This is a genomic window from Pseudomonas sp. B424 (genome assembly GCF_055408345.1).
This window is the reverse complement of the sequence record NZ_JBUZTL010000017.1, coordinates 65,248-79,412: the sequence shown is the minus strand read 5'-3', so window position 1 is coordinate 79,412 and position 14,165 is coordinate 65,248. Positions and strand designations below refer to the sequence as shown.

The window sequence follows — 14,165 nt, the reverse complement described above, 5'->3', positions numbered from 1 at the left end:
TGAATGCGATTCACGGCGCACTTGATCGCACTGCAAGTCTCAGTTTTGCAGCTCATCACTCGCCGCTTTCAGTTGTTTTACCAGCAGGTGAGCGGGCATCGGCCGTCCGAACAGGTAGCCTTGCACCTCATCGCAGCCATGCTCGCGCAAGAAATCCAGCTGTTCGTGGGTCTCTACGCCTTCGGCGATAACCGCAAGGTTCAGGCTGTGGGCCATCGCAATGATCGCCCGGGCTATCTGTGCGTCCTGTTCACCTGACGGCAGGCCGTCGACAAAGGTACGGTCGATTTTCAGCACGTCGATGGGGAATTGCTTGAGGTAGTTGAGCGATGAGTAACCCGTGCCAAAGTCGTCTACGGCGATACTCAGGCCGAGGTTTTTCAGGCTGGCCAGGATGTGCAGGGCCTCGCTGACTTCGCGCATCAGGATGCTCTCGGTCAGCTCAAGCTCCAGGCAGGCAGGCGACAGGCCTGTTTTCTTGAGGATATTGGCGATGCGTGTGCCCAGCTGGCCATCGGAGAACTGGCGCGCCGAGATATTGACCGAGACTTTGGGTACGCGCACTTTGACCTGGTGCCAAAGCTTGAGCTGGCGGCAGGCTTCTGCCAGCACCCAGTCGCCCACTTCCACCACCAGCCCCAGCTCTTCGAGTACCGGGATAAAGTCGCCGGGCGGTACCAGGCCGCGTCTCGGGTGGTTCCAGCGCAACAACGCCTCGACCCCGGTCAGGCGTTTGCCGTCGCCGCTGAATTGAGGTTGGTAGTACAGGATGAATTCTTTCTGTTCCAGCGCATGGCGCAGGTCGCTTTCGAGCTCCAGACGTTCCAGGGCGCTGGCGTTCATGTCCGCCTGATAGAACTGGAAGTTGTTTTTGCCGCGTTCCTTGGCGTGATACATCGCGGTGTCGGCATTTTTCATCAGCTGGCTGAGTTCGTTGCCGTCTTGCGGGCTCAGGGCGATGCCAATGCTGGCGGTTACGAAAAACTCGCGGCTTTCGAGCACAAAGGGTTTGACCAGGCTGGCGAGGATTTGCTCGGCCACACTGATGGCCCGGTTCAAGGCCATCTGGCGGGTGGTCCTCGGTTGCAGGAGCAGGGTGAACTCGTCACCGCCCATGCGCGCAACGGTATCGTCATCGCCGACGCAGGCCAGCAAGCGAATGGCCATGTCCTTGAGCATGCGGTCGCCTGCCGCGTGGCCCAGTGAATCGTTGATGGGTTTGAAGCGGTCGAGATCGAGGAACATCAGCACCACCCACGACTTGTTGCGCTCGGCCTGTTGCAGTGCCGTGTGCAGACGGTCCTGGAACAGGGTGCGGTTGGGCAGGTGGGTCAGGGCGTCGTAATAGGCCAGGCGGTGAATTCGCTGTTCGCTGGCCTTGCGCTCACTGATATCACTGAAAAAGCACACATAGCTGGCCAGATCGCCCTCGTCATCAAGCACCGCAGTGATGCCGACCCAGGCCGGGTAGTGTTCGCCGTTGAGGCGCTTGAGCCAGACTTCACCTTCCCAGGTGCCGTGCAGATGCAGTTGCTTGAGCACGTAGGCCAGTTGCGCGTGCTGCTCAGGGTCGACAGTCAGCATGCTCGGCAACTGGTCGAGCACCTGGGCCACGGCGTAACCGCTGACCCGGCTGAAGGCTTCGTTGGCTTGCACGATATAGCCGGCGGGGTCGGTAATCAGGATGGCCGAGGTGGAGTGTTCGAATACCGTCGCGGCCATGCGCAGGTCTTTTTCGGCCCTGCGCTGCTGACTGATATCGCGGCCAACACCCAAAATGCCTTCGAAGGCATCGTTCTCATCCCATACCAGCACCAGGCGCAACTCGATGGGGACTTTATGGCCGTCTGCGCGCAGGCAATCGAGCTGGAACAACTGGCTTTGCACCTGGGTACGCAGGGCTGAGAGCTGCTGGGGCTTGTCCAGGGCGGCACTGATGCGCTCGATCAGGCCATAGATGCCGGTCAGTTGCTGTGGGGTGGAGATAATCGATTGCCAGCCGTTGTTGAACACCCACTGCGCTTCGTAGCCCAGTACTGTCTGTATTGACGGGCTGAGGTAATTCAGCTGCAACGTGCTGTCGGTGGAGAAAATAATGTCGCTGATGCTTTCGGCCAGCATCCGGTAACGCTGCTCGCTGTCGCGCAACGACTCGCTGGCTTCGATTTGGTCCGTGATGTCTTTGGCCACCCCGACAATACGCGTGACCTGATCGCCGGTGTCACGGGCGAAGGCCTGCTCGCGGATTTCAAAGCGCCGCCAGTTGCCCTGGTGATGGCGAAAGCGCAGCTGGCATTGCATCAGGTCCTTGTAGCCATCGAGCCGTTGTTGCTGGCGCAACTGGTGGTAGCGCTCGGCGTCTTCGGGGTGCAGCAGCAGTTCCCAGAAGTAAGCGCCCATTTGCTGCAGTTCGCAGCTGCTGTAGCCCAGGGTTTGCCCAAGGTGATGATTGCTGAAGATGATCTGTTGAGTGATGACGTTTTGCACATAGAGATGGTCGGGTACGGTGCGCACCACGTCGGACCAAAAGCTCTCGCGTTCCTGCAGGGACAGTTCGATCAGCTTGCGGCTGGTGATGTCGCTGATACTCAGGATGACCGCGTGATACTCCTGACGGTTCACGGGCAGACGCAGTACCAGCCATAAATGCTGATCCTGGCCATCGGCATCGGTCAGCCTGATTTCCAGTTCGAGCTGCTGCTGTTGATCGAGCACGGCTTCGACGATCTGATACCCAATGGCCGAGCCGGTTTGCGGGCAACCATTGATCAGTTTTTGCCAGGCGCCGTCTCCTGATTCGACCGCCAGCAGTTGCATGGCCACCTGGTTCACTTCGGTGATGCGCAGTTGTTCAAACAGCTGGCGACGATGCTCCGGGTGATCGCTCAGCCATAGCTTGAGGCCGTCACTGTCGTGCAGTTTTTCGCGCTCAAGGAAGCCCGGCAAGCTGGACAAGTCGAGTACGCACAGCGCGACCCCGGTGCCTTCAAAAATATCGTGATAGCGCCGGCGCCCTTCATGCAGCTGACGCTGGCGGCGGCGCATGTTCAGCAGCGCGATAAGCGGCAACAACGAAAACAGCAAGCCGAGCAGGCATTTGCCGATCAGCCCGGGCAGCAACTGCTCAACCGCCTGGCGATCATTGAACAGTCCGCGCAGTTGCCAGTCGCTATGGCTGATGGCGGTCAGCAACACGGTGTCCTCTTCATCGCGAGGGGTCAGGGTGACCGCCGGCGTAATAGGTTTGTCCATGCGGCTGAGCACTTTGCGGCTCTGTGTGTTTTCGACCAGCCATTGCGGCCGGCTGCCGGCGCTTTGGTGTGTCAGGTTTTGCAGCAGGTCCGGATTCATGCGCAGCAGCCAGTAACCATTAATGGAGCCGCTGGGCTGGCGTAACAGTAAGTAGACGACGCTGCCGTCATTGTTGTTGCTGTAGTAGTAGCCTTCGGTGCGGCTGCGCGAAGGGTTGTTCCGGATCCAGTCAGCCAGGTAGGCGGCGTCCGGGCTGGTGCCGGTACTGTCGAGCAGTACCTCGCCCGTCGTGCTGAGCAAGGCCACGCTTTGCAGGGCCGGCAGGGATTGGCGCAGTTGCTTGACCAGCAACTGTTGTTGACGCAGGTTTTTCGGCGACTGGTCGACGGGCAGCAGGTTGAGGGCTGTCTCGGCCCTGAGCGCCATGCTCAGGCTGATGTGATCGGCCAGGTCGGCGCTGTAATTGATGCTGGTCTGGCGTTCTTGTTGCAGTGTTTCCTGGAACTGTTCGATCAATAACCAGAAGAGCATCGCCAGCAACAGTAGAACCAGAGCCGCCAACGCACTTTTTAACGTCCCGCGCACAGGCGTACCAAGTAATTGGCTGGATGCATTGGCGGGCGTGGATGGTGTGACATTGGGCAAGTTGTGATCCTGCAATTCGGCGGCAATGGCGCGAGGCCCCCTAAGACGCCCAGAGGGCGCTTAGCATGCCTTGGGTTGTGGCAAAGTGCCAGTCCTCCGGTCTGCGCTGGTTTGCCCTGTTCAGCGCATTCAGGTAGATTCGGGCGTCTACACTTATGCTTTTTCTGCGAGCAGGCATTGATCTCGATCAGTCCCTGACTTTCTGCTATGGCCTGATCCGGGCATTGCTCGCACCTTATTCATCAGTCACTGACCCTAGGTTCTCCATGGCTCAATACGTTTTCACCATGCATCGGCTGAGCAAAGTTGTTCCGCCGAAGCGGGAAATCCTGAAAAACATCTCCCTGTCGTTTTTTCCGGGCGCCAAAATCGGCGTACTGGGCCTGAACGGTTCGGGTAAATCCACCCTGCTGAAAATCATGGCGGGTGTCGACACCGAGTTTGACGGTGAAGCTCGCCCGATGCCGGACCTGAACATCGGTTACCTGCCGCAAGAGCCGCAGCTGGACCCGAACAAAACCGTACGCGAAGTGGTTGAAGAAGCCGTAAGTGTAATCAAGGATGCCCAAGCGCGCCTGGATCAGGTTTACGCCGAGTACGCCGACCCGGATGCCGACTTCGACAAGCTGGCGGCTGAACAGGCCAAGCTGGAGTCCATCCTGCAAGCGAGCGACGGTCACAACCTCGAGCGTCAGCTCGAAGTGGCTGCCGATGCCCTGCGCCTGCCGGCATGGGATGCCAAGGTCGAACACCTGTCGGGTGGTGAGAAGCGCCGTGTGGCCTTGTGCCGCCTGCTGCTGTCGGCCCCGGACATGCTGCTGCTCGACGAACCAACCAACCACCTGGACGCCGATTCGGTAGCCTGGCTGGAGCACTTCCTGCACGACTTCCCGGGTACCGTGGTTGCGATTACGCACGACCGTTACTTCCTGGACAACGTTGCTGGCTGGATTCTGGAACTTGACCGCGGTGCGGGCATTCCTTACGAAGGCAACTATTCGGGCTGGCTTGAAGCCAAGTCCGATCGTCTGGCTGCCGAATCCAAGCAGCAGTCGGCCCATGAAAAGGCCATGAAAGACGAGCTGGAATGGGTTCGTAAAGGCGCCAAGGCACGTCAGTCCAAGTCCAAGGCCCGTCTGCAACGCTTCGAAGAACTGCAATCGCAGGAATTCCAGAAGCGCAGCGAAACCAACGAAATCTACATCCCGGCCGGTCCGCGCCTGGGTGACAAGGTTATCGAGTTCAAGAACGTGTCCAAGGGTTATGGCGATCGCGTACTGATCGACAACCTGTCGTTCGCCATGCCTAAAGGCGCCATTGTTGGTGTGATCGGTGGTAACGGTGCCGGTAAATCGACCCTGTTCCGCATGCTGATGGGCAAAGAGCAGCCGGATTCGGGCACCATCGAAGTCGGCGAAACCGTGCAACTGGCGTGCGTTGACCAGAGCCGTGACGACCTGGATGGCAGCAAAACCGTGTTCCAGGCTATTTCCGATGGTTCCGATGTGATCCGCATCGGCAACTATGAAATCCCGTCGCGTACCTATGTCGGTCGTTTCAACTTCAAAGGTGGCGATCAGCAGAAGTTCGTCAAGGACCTGTCCGGTGGTGAGCGTGGTCGCCTGCACCTGGCCCTGACCTTGAAAGAGGGCGCCAACGTGCTGCTGCTCGACGAACCGTCCAACGACCTTGACGTTGAGACACTGCGTTCGCTCGAAGAGGCGCTGCTGGACTTCCCGGGCGCTGCCATTGTGATCTCTCACGATCGGTGGTTCCTTGACCGCGTCGCGACTCACATCCTGGCGTACGAAGACGACTCGCAAGCGATCTTCTTTGAAGGTAACTACACCGAGTACGAAGCAGACCGTAAAAAGCGCCTCGGCGAAGCGGCCACCCAGCCGCACCGTGTGCGTCACAAGAAACTGGCCCAGTAAGGGCAGTTTGCAGCACAAGACGGAGCCCCTCGGGGCTCCGTTTTTTTTGCGCAAAACAATGCTTTACCTGTGGGAGCGGGCTTGCTCGCGATGGCATCACCTTGATACTTCTGACATACCGCAGCGCCTGCATCGCGAGGTCGAATCGTCGCACCGCCGCTCCCACACCTAATAGAAGTGCGTTTTTACGGGTGCAAAACTGGGTACAGAATTCACTCTTATGGTGCGCAAAGCCCCTTGGAATCGGCTTAATTTATATAAATGCACCATTTAAATTCATAACTGCGACATTTTGCGCTGTCACGGTGCCACCTGACTTGATAAAGTTCTGGCCAATCTCCGTTTAACGACAACAAATTTGCCGAGACTTTCCCATGATCGAATCCGTCGACCTGTTCCTTGCCCGCCTGAAAAAACGCGACCCCGACCAGCCAGAATTCCACCAGGCAGTGGAAGAGGTCCTGCGCAGTCTGTGGCCGTTTCTTGAAGCCAATCCGCATTACCTGACTTCAGGCATTCTTGAGCGCATTTGCGAACCCGAACGTGCGATCGTGTTCCGCGTATCGTGGGTCGATGACGAAGGCAAAGTGCGTGTAAACCGTGGTTTCCGTATCCAGATGAACAGCGCTATCGGCCCGTACAAAGGGGGCCTGCGCTTCCATCCGTCGGTGAACCTGGGTGTCCTGAAGTTCCTGGCCTTTGAACAGACCTTCAAAAACTCCCTGACCTCGCTGCCGATGGGCGGTGGTAAAGGTGGCTCGGACTTCAACCCCAAGGGCAAGAGCGACGCGGAAGTCATGCGTTTCTGCCAGGCCTTTATGAGCGAGCTGTACCGTCACATTGGTTCTGACGTTGATGTGCCGGCTGGCGACATCGGTGTCGGTGCGCGGGAAATCGGCTTTATGTTTGGTCAGTACAAGCGCCTGAGCAACCAGTTCACCTCCGTGCTGACCGGCAAGGGCATGAGCTACGGCGGCAGCCTGATTCGCCCTGAAGCCACCGGTTTCGGTTGCGTGTACTTCGCTCAGGAAATGCTCAAGCGCAGCGGCCAGCGCATTGATGGCAAGCGCGTGGCCATTTCCGGCTCGGGCAACGTGGCGCAATACGCGGCGCGTAAAGTCATGGACCTTGGTGGCAAAGTGATCTCGCTGTCGGACTCAGAAGGCACGCTGTACTGCGAAGCCGGTCTGAGCGAGGAGCAATGGGAAGCGCTGATGGACCTCAAAAACGTGAAGCGCGGCCGCATCAGCGAGCTGGCTACACGATTCGGTCTGGAGTTTCTGGCCGATCAGCACCCTTGGAACCTGGCGTGCGATATCGCCTTGCCGTGCGCAACCCAGAACGAACTGGACGCCGAAGCCGCCCGCAAGTTGCTGGCCAATGGCTGCGTGTGCGTCGCCGAAGGCGCGAACATGCCGACCACCCTTGACGCCGTGGATCTGTTTATCGAAGCCGGTATTTTGTTTGCGCCGGGCAAGGCATCCAACGCCGGTGGCGTGGCAGTGAGCGGTCTGGAAATGTCGCAAAACGCCATGCGCTTGCTGTGGACGGCGGGCGAGGTGGACAGCAAGTTGCACAACATCATGCAGTCTATCCACCACGCGTGCGTGCACTACGGCGAAGAAAACGGCCGGATCAACTACGTAAAAGGCGCGAACATTGCGGGCTTCGTAAAAGTGGCTGACGCGATGCTGGCTCAGGGCGTGGTTTAAGCCGGTTCTATCTTGATGACTTCGATCTGCAAATCACCTGCGGGTCGAGACCACAGCACTTCATCGCCCAGTTGCGTGCCCAACAGCGCGCGACCGAGCGGTGAACCCCAATTGATCAGCCCGTGGCTCGCATCGGCCTGATCCTCGCCCACCAGTTGTACGCGCTGTTCATTGCCGAGCTCATCGGCGTACGTGACCCAACTGCCAATCTGCACTTTCTGCGTTGATGTCGCGGGGGCGACCACGAGGGCGCTTTGCAGGCGCTGGTTGATGTAGCGCAGGTCGCGTTCAAGTTCGGCCAACCGCTGTTTGTCGCTGGCATCACCTTGGGCGGACTCTTCACTGTGCTGGCGCTGCAACTCGCTGGCCTTGGCGTGCAGTTGGGCAAGGCCGGTGGCGGTGACGTAGTTGGGCTGGTCGCTGACCTTGCGCTCGATCGGCGCATTGGCCTGGCTGGCGGCGCTGTCTTCGTTGACAAATGCACGGCTCATGGCTGTTTCCCCTCGGGGTCAGGCACAGCAAAATCAATGTGGGGGAGGGCTTGCTCGCGATGCGGGCGGCTCGGTATGTCTTCGGCACCGCATTGATGCCATCGCGGGCAAGCAGCGCTCCTAGCGCAGTGCTGAATGCTCAGCCAGCTCCTGCTCGATAAAGGCCGCGATCATGGCGCGGTAAACGGCTTCGGTGACATCCGGGTTGGCGTCCAGCTCATCGGCCAATGCCCGGACCTTGGCAATCACTTGCTCAACCCGTTGCGGGGCCCTGACCGCGTCGCTGTCCTTTTTAAAGCGTGCCGCTTGTGACACATAGGCACCGCGCTCAGCGATCAGGCTGACAATCTGCCGGTCCAGTCCATCGATTTTCTCGCGCACTTGCTCAAGGGAATCACAGTTAACAGCCATGTCTTTAAAACTCCTTCAGTAGTGATACCACTTCAACTCCAGCATCACTTCGTTGACGGGAGAGCTCAGATGGCTGAACTCTCGCTGTGCGGTGAGTCGCAGGCCGAGATTGCGGGAAACTTCCCATTGCTGATTCAGGCTCAGGCTACGGCGGACTTCACCGTTGGTGAAGTAGTCACCCTTGGCTTCCAGGCTCAGGTTGCCCACCGGGTTGCGCCACAGCACTCCCGTGTTGAAGCCCGCTGCCGGTGACACAAACGCGGCGAAGTCGTTGTTGTGTTCCACACGTACAGTGCCCAATGCGAACCCCAGCAGGTTGTCGGCCAACTGCCAGGTACCGCCCGCGCCACCGTTGACGTGGCTGACCAGATTTTCGTCGCCATGTTTGCCGAGTACCCGTTCAAGCCCGCCGCCCACTTGCCAGGACCAGGGTTGCAGCAGGTCGTTGCGCGGTGTCAGGGAGCGGATATTGGCCAGGTCCAGTTGTTGGACCTGCCATTTGTTGCCCTCGTACTGGCGCAGTTTGAGTTGCAGGATTTCGATCTGGGCACCCAGCGGGAAGCCCGCAGCGTTGTCGTTCAGGTCGTGGTAGGCCATGCGCAGGCCGTATTCGGCAAACGCCTTGTCGTCACGGCTGCCGGCGCCCAGTTGCCAGGTGCGCGATTCGTGGCCGTTTTCCGGGAGTTCGGGTTTTTCGACCTGCAGTTCGGGGGCAGGGTTCTGGTTGATCGCCCGCAGCAGCTCAAAGCTGCGCTGCGAGCGTGCAGGGTCACGCTCAAGACCGTTGGCACGGTAGCGCTCAAGACGATAGGCAGCGTCGATGATCAGCGCCTGTCGCGCCTTGGGCAGCGCCATGAACGTCGGGCTCTGCAACTGGGTCTGATCGGCGCTCACCTGCAATACCCATTGCTGTTCTTCGGGGTCCAGGGCTTTGGCGCGATCCAGCAATTCACGCTCGCGGGACGGGCGGTACTCGATGCTTTCGACCAGGCCGGCTTCCTTGACCGCTTTGACGGTGTCGGTGGGGATCGCGGTCAGCGGGAACTGGCCGGTCAGTTGCAAGCCGGGGCGCGCCACTTGCAGCAGTTCGAGCAAGCGATACGAGCAGTTTTCGTCGAAGAAGAAATAGTCGAACTGGATCTGTTTGAGTTCCCACACATGTTCGACCATGCGTTGGGTTTCTTCGGGTGTCAGGTTGAGGCGGTATTCCCACAGATCGCGGTTTTCCAGGCTGCGGTATTCCGAGAGTTTTTCCTGGTAGGGCACCAGCGCGAACAAACCGGGGTAACCACCGGCGAGGCCTTTCCAGGCATACAGAATGCTGTTGTCGGAACCTTCAATGTAGGCGCCAAAGTTGATCGCATAGCTGAGCAGGGCGGTCTTGTTGTCCTGCACATCGGCCTGGTCGATACGCAACAAGGTATGGCCGAACATCGAAGACGGGCTGTTGAGGTAGGCCGCCGGGAAAATCATCACCGTGCTGTGCGGCGCCACGTCCTTGAACCATTTACTGAACTCTGCACAGTCAACCTGGGGCAGGTCGGTCAGGTTCAGCTGGTCCTTGAGCCAGCGGGTACGGGACGGGTAGACGCATTGCGGGTGTTTGTCCCCCAGGCTCGCCGGTGAATACAGCGCCTGGACGGTGGCCCGTAGCTCGGCGTCGGGGTGGTGAGCACCGTCGGGGGCCAGAAAGAATTTGTCCTCGCTGACATGGCTGCGCCAACCGTTGAGCTTTGCAGCTTCATAGTGGCCCAGAGAGATCCAGAACGGATCGTTGGCCAACTGCTGCACACGTTGATTGTCGAGGTTGGGTGCGGCATACAGCGGGGCGCAGGCACAGAGCGCCAGGTAGGCAAGGCGTTTGAGCATGTTCGGCAACTGTTGTCAGACAAAGAGGGGTAAAGCAGGAGAATACCCGCTCCGGTAGGAGCGGGCGTGTCTCATTTACTATGCAGCTGTAGCGTACTTGGCCAGACGGGCATCGCTTTTGAGGATGGCCAGGGTGTTGGTGTGTACATCTTCAGCCGTTACATCGGCCTTGCTGAAGATTTGCTGGAAGTGCTCATGAGTGACGGCGGCGAAGTGCTCGCGGTCTTCAGGGGCGACGCCCAGTACCACCGCGTAGGTGGTCAGTGCTTCGCCATTGCCTTTGGCCATGTCTTCGGACAGTTCGTTGATCATGCCATTCATGGCAATCCACGATTTACCGCCGTAGGTCAGGGCGTCCTTGGTGGTACAGCCGTTGGTGCCGGAGGTCATGCCGAAGGTGGCGTTACCGGACGTACCGTTGGTAGTGGATGCCAGGAAGTGGGCCGGTGTGCCGCGCTGGCCTTCAAACAGCATGTTGCCCCAACCGCAGTTGGGGCCACCTGGTGCTTGCGCCATGGCGTTGAGGGAAACAACAGTAAAGAGAGTACCGAGAAGAATCCGTTTCATAAGCTTTGTTCTCTATATGTGTGCAACCAATGGACAAGGGTTTCTGGCCCTGAAGCGCCAGTACGGGCCAGTTATGCCTTCCAGCCGCGTAACAGCTTGGAGTCTAGGCACTATCGGCAGGTTCCGTGACTTTTTGTAAAACAATCGTTGATGGAGGGCCTTTTTAGCCCGTAAACATTGAGGGACGGGTTTTCCCGTGTTGTACGTCTTGCCAGTGATGTACAGCCAGCGCCAGAATGCTGCCATCTGCCCCGCCCGATGTAAGGAAGCCCGATGCCTGATTCTGTTGCCACCAGCTTGCGTCTAGCGCCCGACGCGCTAACCCGTCCTTTTTCTGCTGAACAGTTCAGCTTCTCGACCACCAATGATTTAGAACCCTTTCGCGGCATTCTCGGCCAGGAGCGTGCGGTCGAAGCCTTGCAGTTTGGTGTGGCCATGCCACGTCCGGGTTACAACGTATTTGTGATGGGCGAGCCGGGTACGGGTCGCTTCTCGTTCGTCAAACGCTACCTCAAGGCTGAGGGCAAGCGCCTGAAGTCGCCGAGCGACTGGGTGTATGTCAATAATTTTGATGAGCCCCGTGAGCCCCGCGCCCTGGAGTTGCCTTCGAGTTCCGCTGGCGCGTTTATTGGCGACATCAATCATTTGATCGACAACCTGCTGGCGACTTTTCCGGCGGTGTTCGAGCACCCGACGTACCAGCAGCGCAAAAGCGCCATCGACCGTGGGTTCAACCAGCGCTACGACCGTGCACTGGATGTGATCGAGCGCCTGGCGCTGGAAAAAGGCGTTGCGCTGTACCGTGACAGCAGCAACGTGGCCTTCACCCCGATGAGCGATGGCAAGGCTCTGGATGAGGCCGAGTTTTCGCAGTTGCCCGAGGAAGAGCGCGAGCGTTTTCACGAAGATATTTCCGGGCTCGAAGAGCGCCTGAACGAAGAGTTGGCGAGCCTGCCGCAGTGGAAGCGCGAGTCGAACAATCTGCTGCGTCAGTTGAACGAAGAAACCATCACCCTGGCCTTGCAGCCGTTGCTGTCGCCGTTATCGCAGAAGTACGCCGAAAATGGCGCGGTTTGCGGCTATTTGCAGGCCATGCAGGTGTACTTGCTCAAAACCGTGGTCGAGCAACTGGTCGACGACAGCAAAACCGACGCCCAGGCGCGCAAATTGCTCGAAGAGCAGTACCTGCCGAGCCTGGTGGTGGGCCAGCCCATGAGCGGCGGCGCACCGGTGGTGTTTGAGCCGCACCCGACCTACGACAATCTGTTTGGCCGTATTGAATACAGCACCGACCAGGGCGCGCTGTACACCACGTACCGCCAGCTACGGCCCGGCGCGTTGCACCGTGCCAATGGCGGCTTCCTGATTCTCGAAGCCGAGAAGATGCTCAGTGAGCCGTTTGTGTGGGATGCCCTCAAGCGCGCCCTGCAATCGCGCAAACTGAAAATGGAGTCGCCGCTGGGCGAGATGGGCCGTCTGGCGACCATCACCCTCAACCCGCAAGTCATCCCCTTGCAGGTCAAGGTGGTCATCATTGGTGCTCGCCAGCTCTATTACACGCTGCAGGACCTCGATCCGGACTTCCAGGAAATGTTCCGGGTGCTGGTGGATTTCGATGAAGACATCCCGATGGTCGATGAGAGCCTGGAGCAATTTGCCCAGTTGCTGACCACCCGCACCTCGGAGGAGGGAATGGCGCCGCTGACCGCCGGTGCGGTGGCGCGTCTGGCGACCTACAGCGCGCGCTTGGCCGAGCATCAGGAGCGTTTGTCCGCGCGTATTGGCGATTTGTTCCAACTGGTCAGCGAAGCAGATTTCATTCGCCATCTGGCCGGCGACGAAATGACCGACGCCGGGCATATCGAACGTGCGCTCAAGGCCAAGGCCACCCGCACCGGGCGTGTGTCGGCACGGATTCTGGATGACATGCTGGCGGGGATCATTCTGATCGACACCGATGGCGCGGCGGTCGGCAAGTGCAACGGCCTGACGGTGCTCGAAGTCGGCGACTCGGCCTTTGGTGTGCCAGCGCGGATTTCCGCCACGGTGTACCCGGGGGGCAGCGGCATTGTCGACATCGAACGCGAGGTTAACCTGGGCCAGCCGATTCACTCCAAAGGCGTGATGATCCTGACCGGGTACCTGGGCAGCCGTTACGCCCAGGAATTCCCGCTGGCGATTTCGGCCAGTATCGCGCTGGAACAATCCTACGGTTACGTCGATGGCGACAGTGCGTCGCTGGGCGAGGCGTGTACGTTGATTTCCGCACTGTCCAAAACGCCGCTCAAGCAATGTTTCGCCATCACCGGTTCCATCAACCAGTTTGGTGAAGTGCAGGCGGTGGGCGGGGTTAACGAGAAGATCGAAGGCTTCTTCCGGTTGTGTGAGGCGCGAGGTCTTACAGGCGATCAGGGCGCGATCATTCCGCAGGCCAACGTGGCGACCTTGATGCTGGATGAAAAGGTGCTGCAGGCCGTGCGCGAGGGCAAGTTCCACGTGTACGCGGTGCGTCAGGCCGATGAGGCGCTGAGTTTGCTGGTGGGCGAGCCCGCCGGTGAGCCGGACGAGCAAGGCCAGTTCCCGGAAGGCAGCGTCAATGCCCGCGTGGTTGAGCGGTTGCGGGTGATTGCCGAGATGATCAGCGACGACGACCTCAAGGAAGCCGAAAAGGAGTTGCTGGCTGAAGTCCTGTCAGCGACGAAACCGGCCTAAATCCCTCTACTGTGGGAGCGGGCTTGCTCGCGATGCAAACGACGCGGTGTATCTGTCACACCCCGTCGATCCATTCGCGAGCAAGCCCGCTCCCACAAATCACCGATGCCAGTCGATCGAGCCGTTGGTCATTGGCGACTTTTCTTATGCGTTTTTTCTTCTATTCTCAGGGCATGGACTCCACTGTCGTCACTGGACGATGCAGCCCGTTGTGTGCGGCTGAAGACAGAATCTAACGAGGGTCGCCGCCATGTCGCGCAACCTTTGCCTTACTCGAGACTGCTTGGGCCTGGTGACCCGTATCGAATGCAGTATTCGACCGCTGGCAGGCAACACCGGGATGTGGACGCTGCTCTTTGCTGCCGGCCTGGCAGGTGAACAGCCCACGACCATCAGGGCGCAAGGCCCGTTCCCCGGCCCGTTCGTGGCCGAAACCATTCTTGAATCAATCGTCGAAAGCCTGACGCTGCATGGCTATCAGCTCGCGGACGACCCGCAGATCTGGTGCCTGCATGTGCAGGCCCAGTTACGTCAGATCAATGGCGGGCGCTGTCATGCTTCCCGCTAAGCGG

General features: G+C 59.2%; 9 protein-coding genes. 4 read left to right on the top strand and 5 right to left on the bottom strand.

Annotated features, from left to right (window positions below; translation table 11 throughout):
• Positions 1–39: 39 nt before the first annotated feature.
• Positions 40–3,897 (bottom strand): sensor domain-containing protein, encoded by a 3,858-nt coding sequence (locus tag ACZRMS_RS18500; protein ID WP_463996476.1) that lies wholly within the window; start codon positions 3,895–3,897, stop codon positions 40–42.
• 266 nt (positions 3,898–4,163) lie between these two features.
• On the opposite strand from ACZRMS_RS18500, the gene ettA reads away from it, so the two are divergent.
• Positions 4,164–5,831, top strand: coding sequence for an energy-dependent translational throttle protein EttA (gene ettA, locus ACZRMS_RS18495; protein ID WP_463996475.1), 1,668 nt, complete (start codon positions 4,164–4,166; stop codon positions 5,829–5,831).
• 374 nt (positions 5,832–6,205) lie between these two features.
• Positions 6,206–7,543 carry an NADP-specific glutamate dehydrogenase gene (gdhA, locus tag ACZRMS_RS18490; protein ID WP_463996474.1) on the top strand — a complete coding sequence of 446 codons (1,338 nt, stop codon included), beginning with the start codon at positions 6,206–6,208 and terminating at the stop codon, positions 7,541–7,543.
• On the opposite strand, the gene ACZRMS_RS18485 is transcribed toward gdhA, so the two are convergent.
• The 4 genes from ACZRMS_RS18485 to ACZRMS_RS18470 form a co-directional block, all read right to left on the bottom strand.
• Positions 7,540–8,034 carry a GreA/GreB family elongation factor gene (locus ACZRMS_RS18485; protein ID WP_463996473.1) on the bottom strand — a complete coding sequence of 165 codons (495 nt, stop codon included), beginning with the start codon at positions 8,032–8,034 and terminating at the stop codon, positions 7,540–7,542. The genes gdhA and ACZRMS_RS18485 overlap by 4 nt on opposite strands.
• 120 nt (positions 8,035–8,154) lie before the next feature.
• Entirely contained in the window at positions 8,155–8,445 is a 291-nt protein-coding gene (locus ACZRMS_RS18480) for a chorismate mutase (RefSeq protein WP_463996472.1), read from the bottom strand.
• A gap of 15 nt (positions 8,446–8,460) precedes the next feature.
• Positions 8,461–10,314 (bottom strand): Lnb N-terminal periplasmic domain-containing protein, encoded by a 1,854-nt coding sequence (locus ACZRMS_RS18475; protein ID WP_463996471.1) that lies wholly within the window; start codon positions 10,312–10,314, stop codon positions 8,461–8,463.
• Between the two features lie 78 nt (positions 10,315–10,392).
• The gene (locus tag ACZRMS_RS18470) at positions 10,393–10,881 is read right to left on the bottom strand and encodes a DUF3015 domain-containing protein (protein ID WP_463996470.1); all 489 of its coding nucleotides are present in this window, start codon (positions 10,879–10,881) and stop codon (positions 10,393–10,395) included.
• Between the two features lie 273 nt (positions 10,882–11,154).
• Between ACZRMS_RS18470 and ACZRMS_RS18465 the strand changes: the two genes are divergently transcribed.
• A complete protein-coding gene (locus tag ACZRMS_RS18465) occupies positions 11,155–13,593 on the top strand; it encodes a Lon protease family protein (protein WP_463996469.1) in 2,439 nt (812 codons plus the stop codon).
• A 250-nt stretch (positions 13,594–13,843) separates the two neighbouring features.
• Entirely contained in the window at positions 13,844–14,161 is a 318-nt protein-coding gene (locus ACZRMS_RS18460) for a PA4575 family protein (RefSeq protein ID WP_463996468.1), read from the top strand.
• The last annotated feature ends 4 nt before the right edge of the window (positions 14,162–14,165 follow it).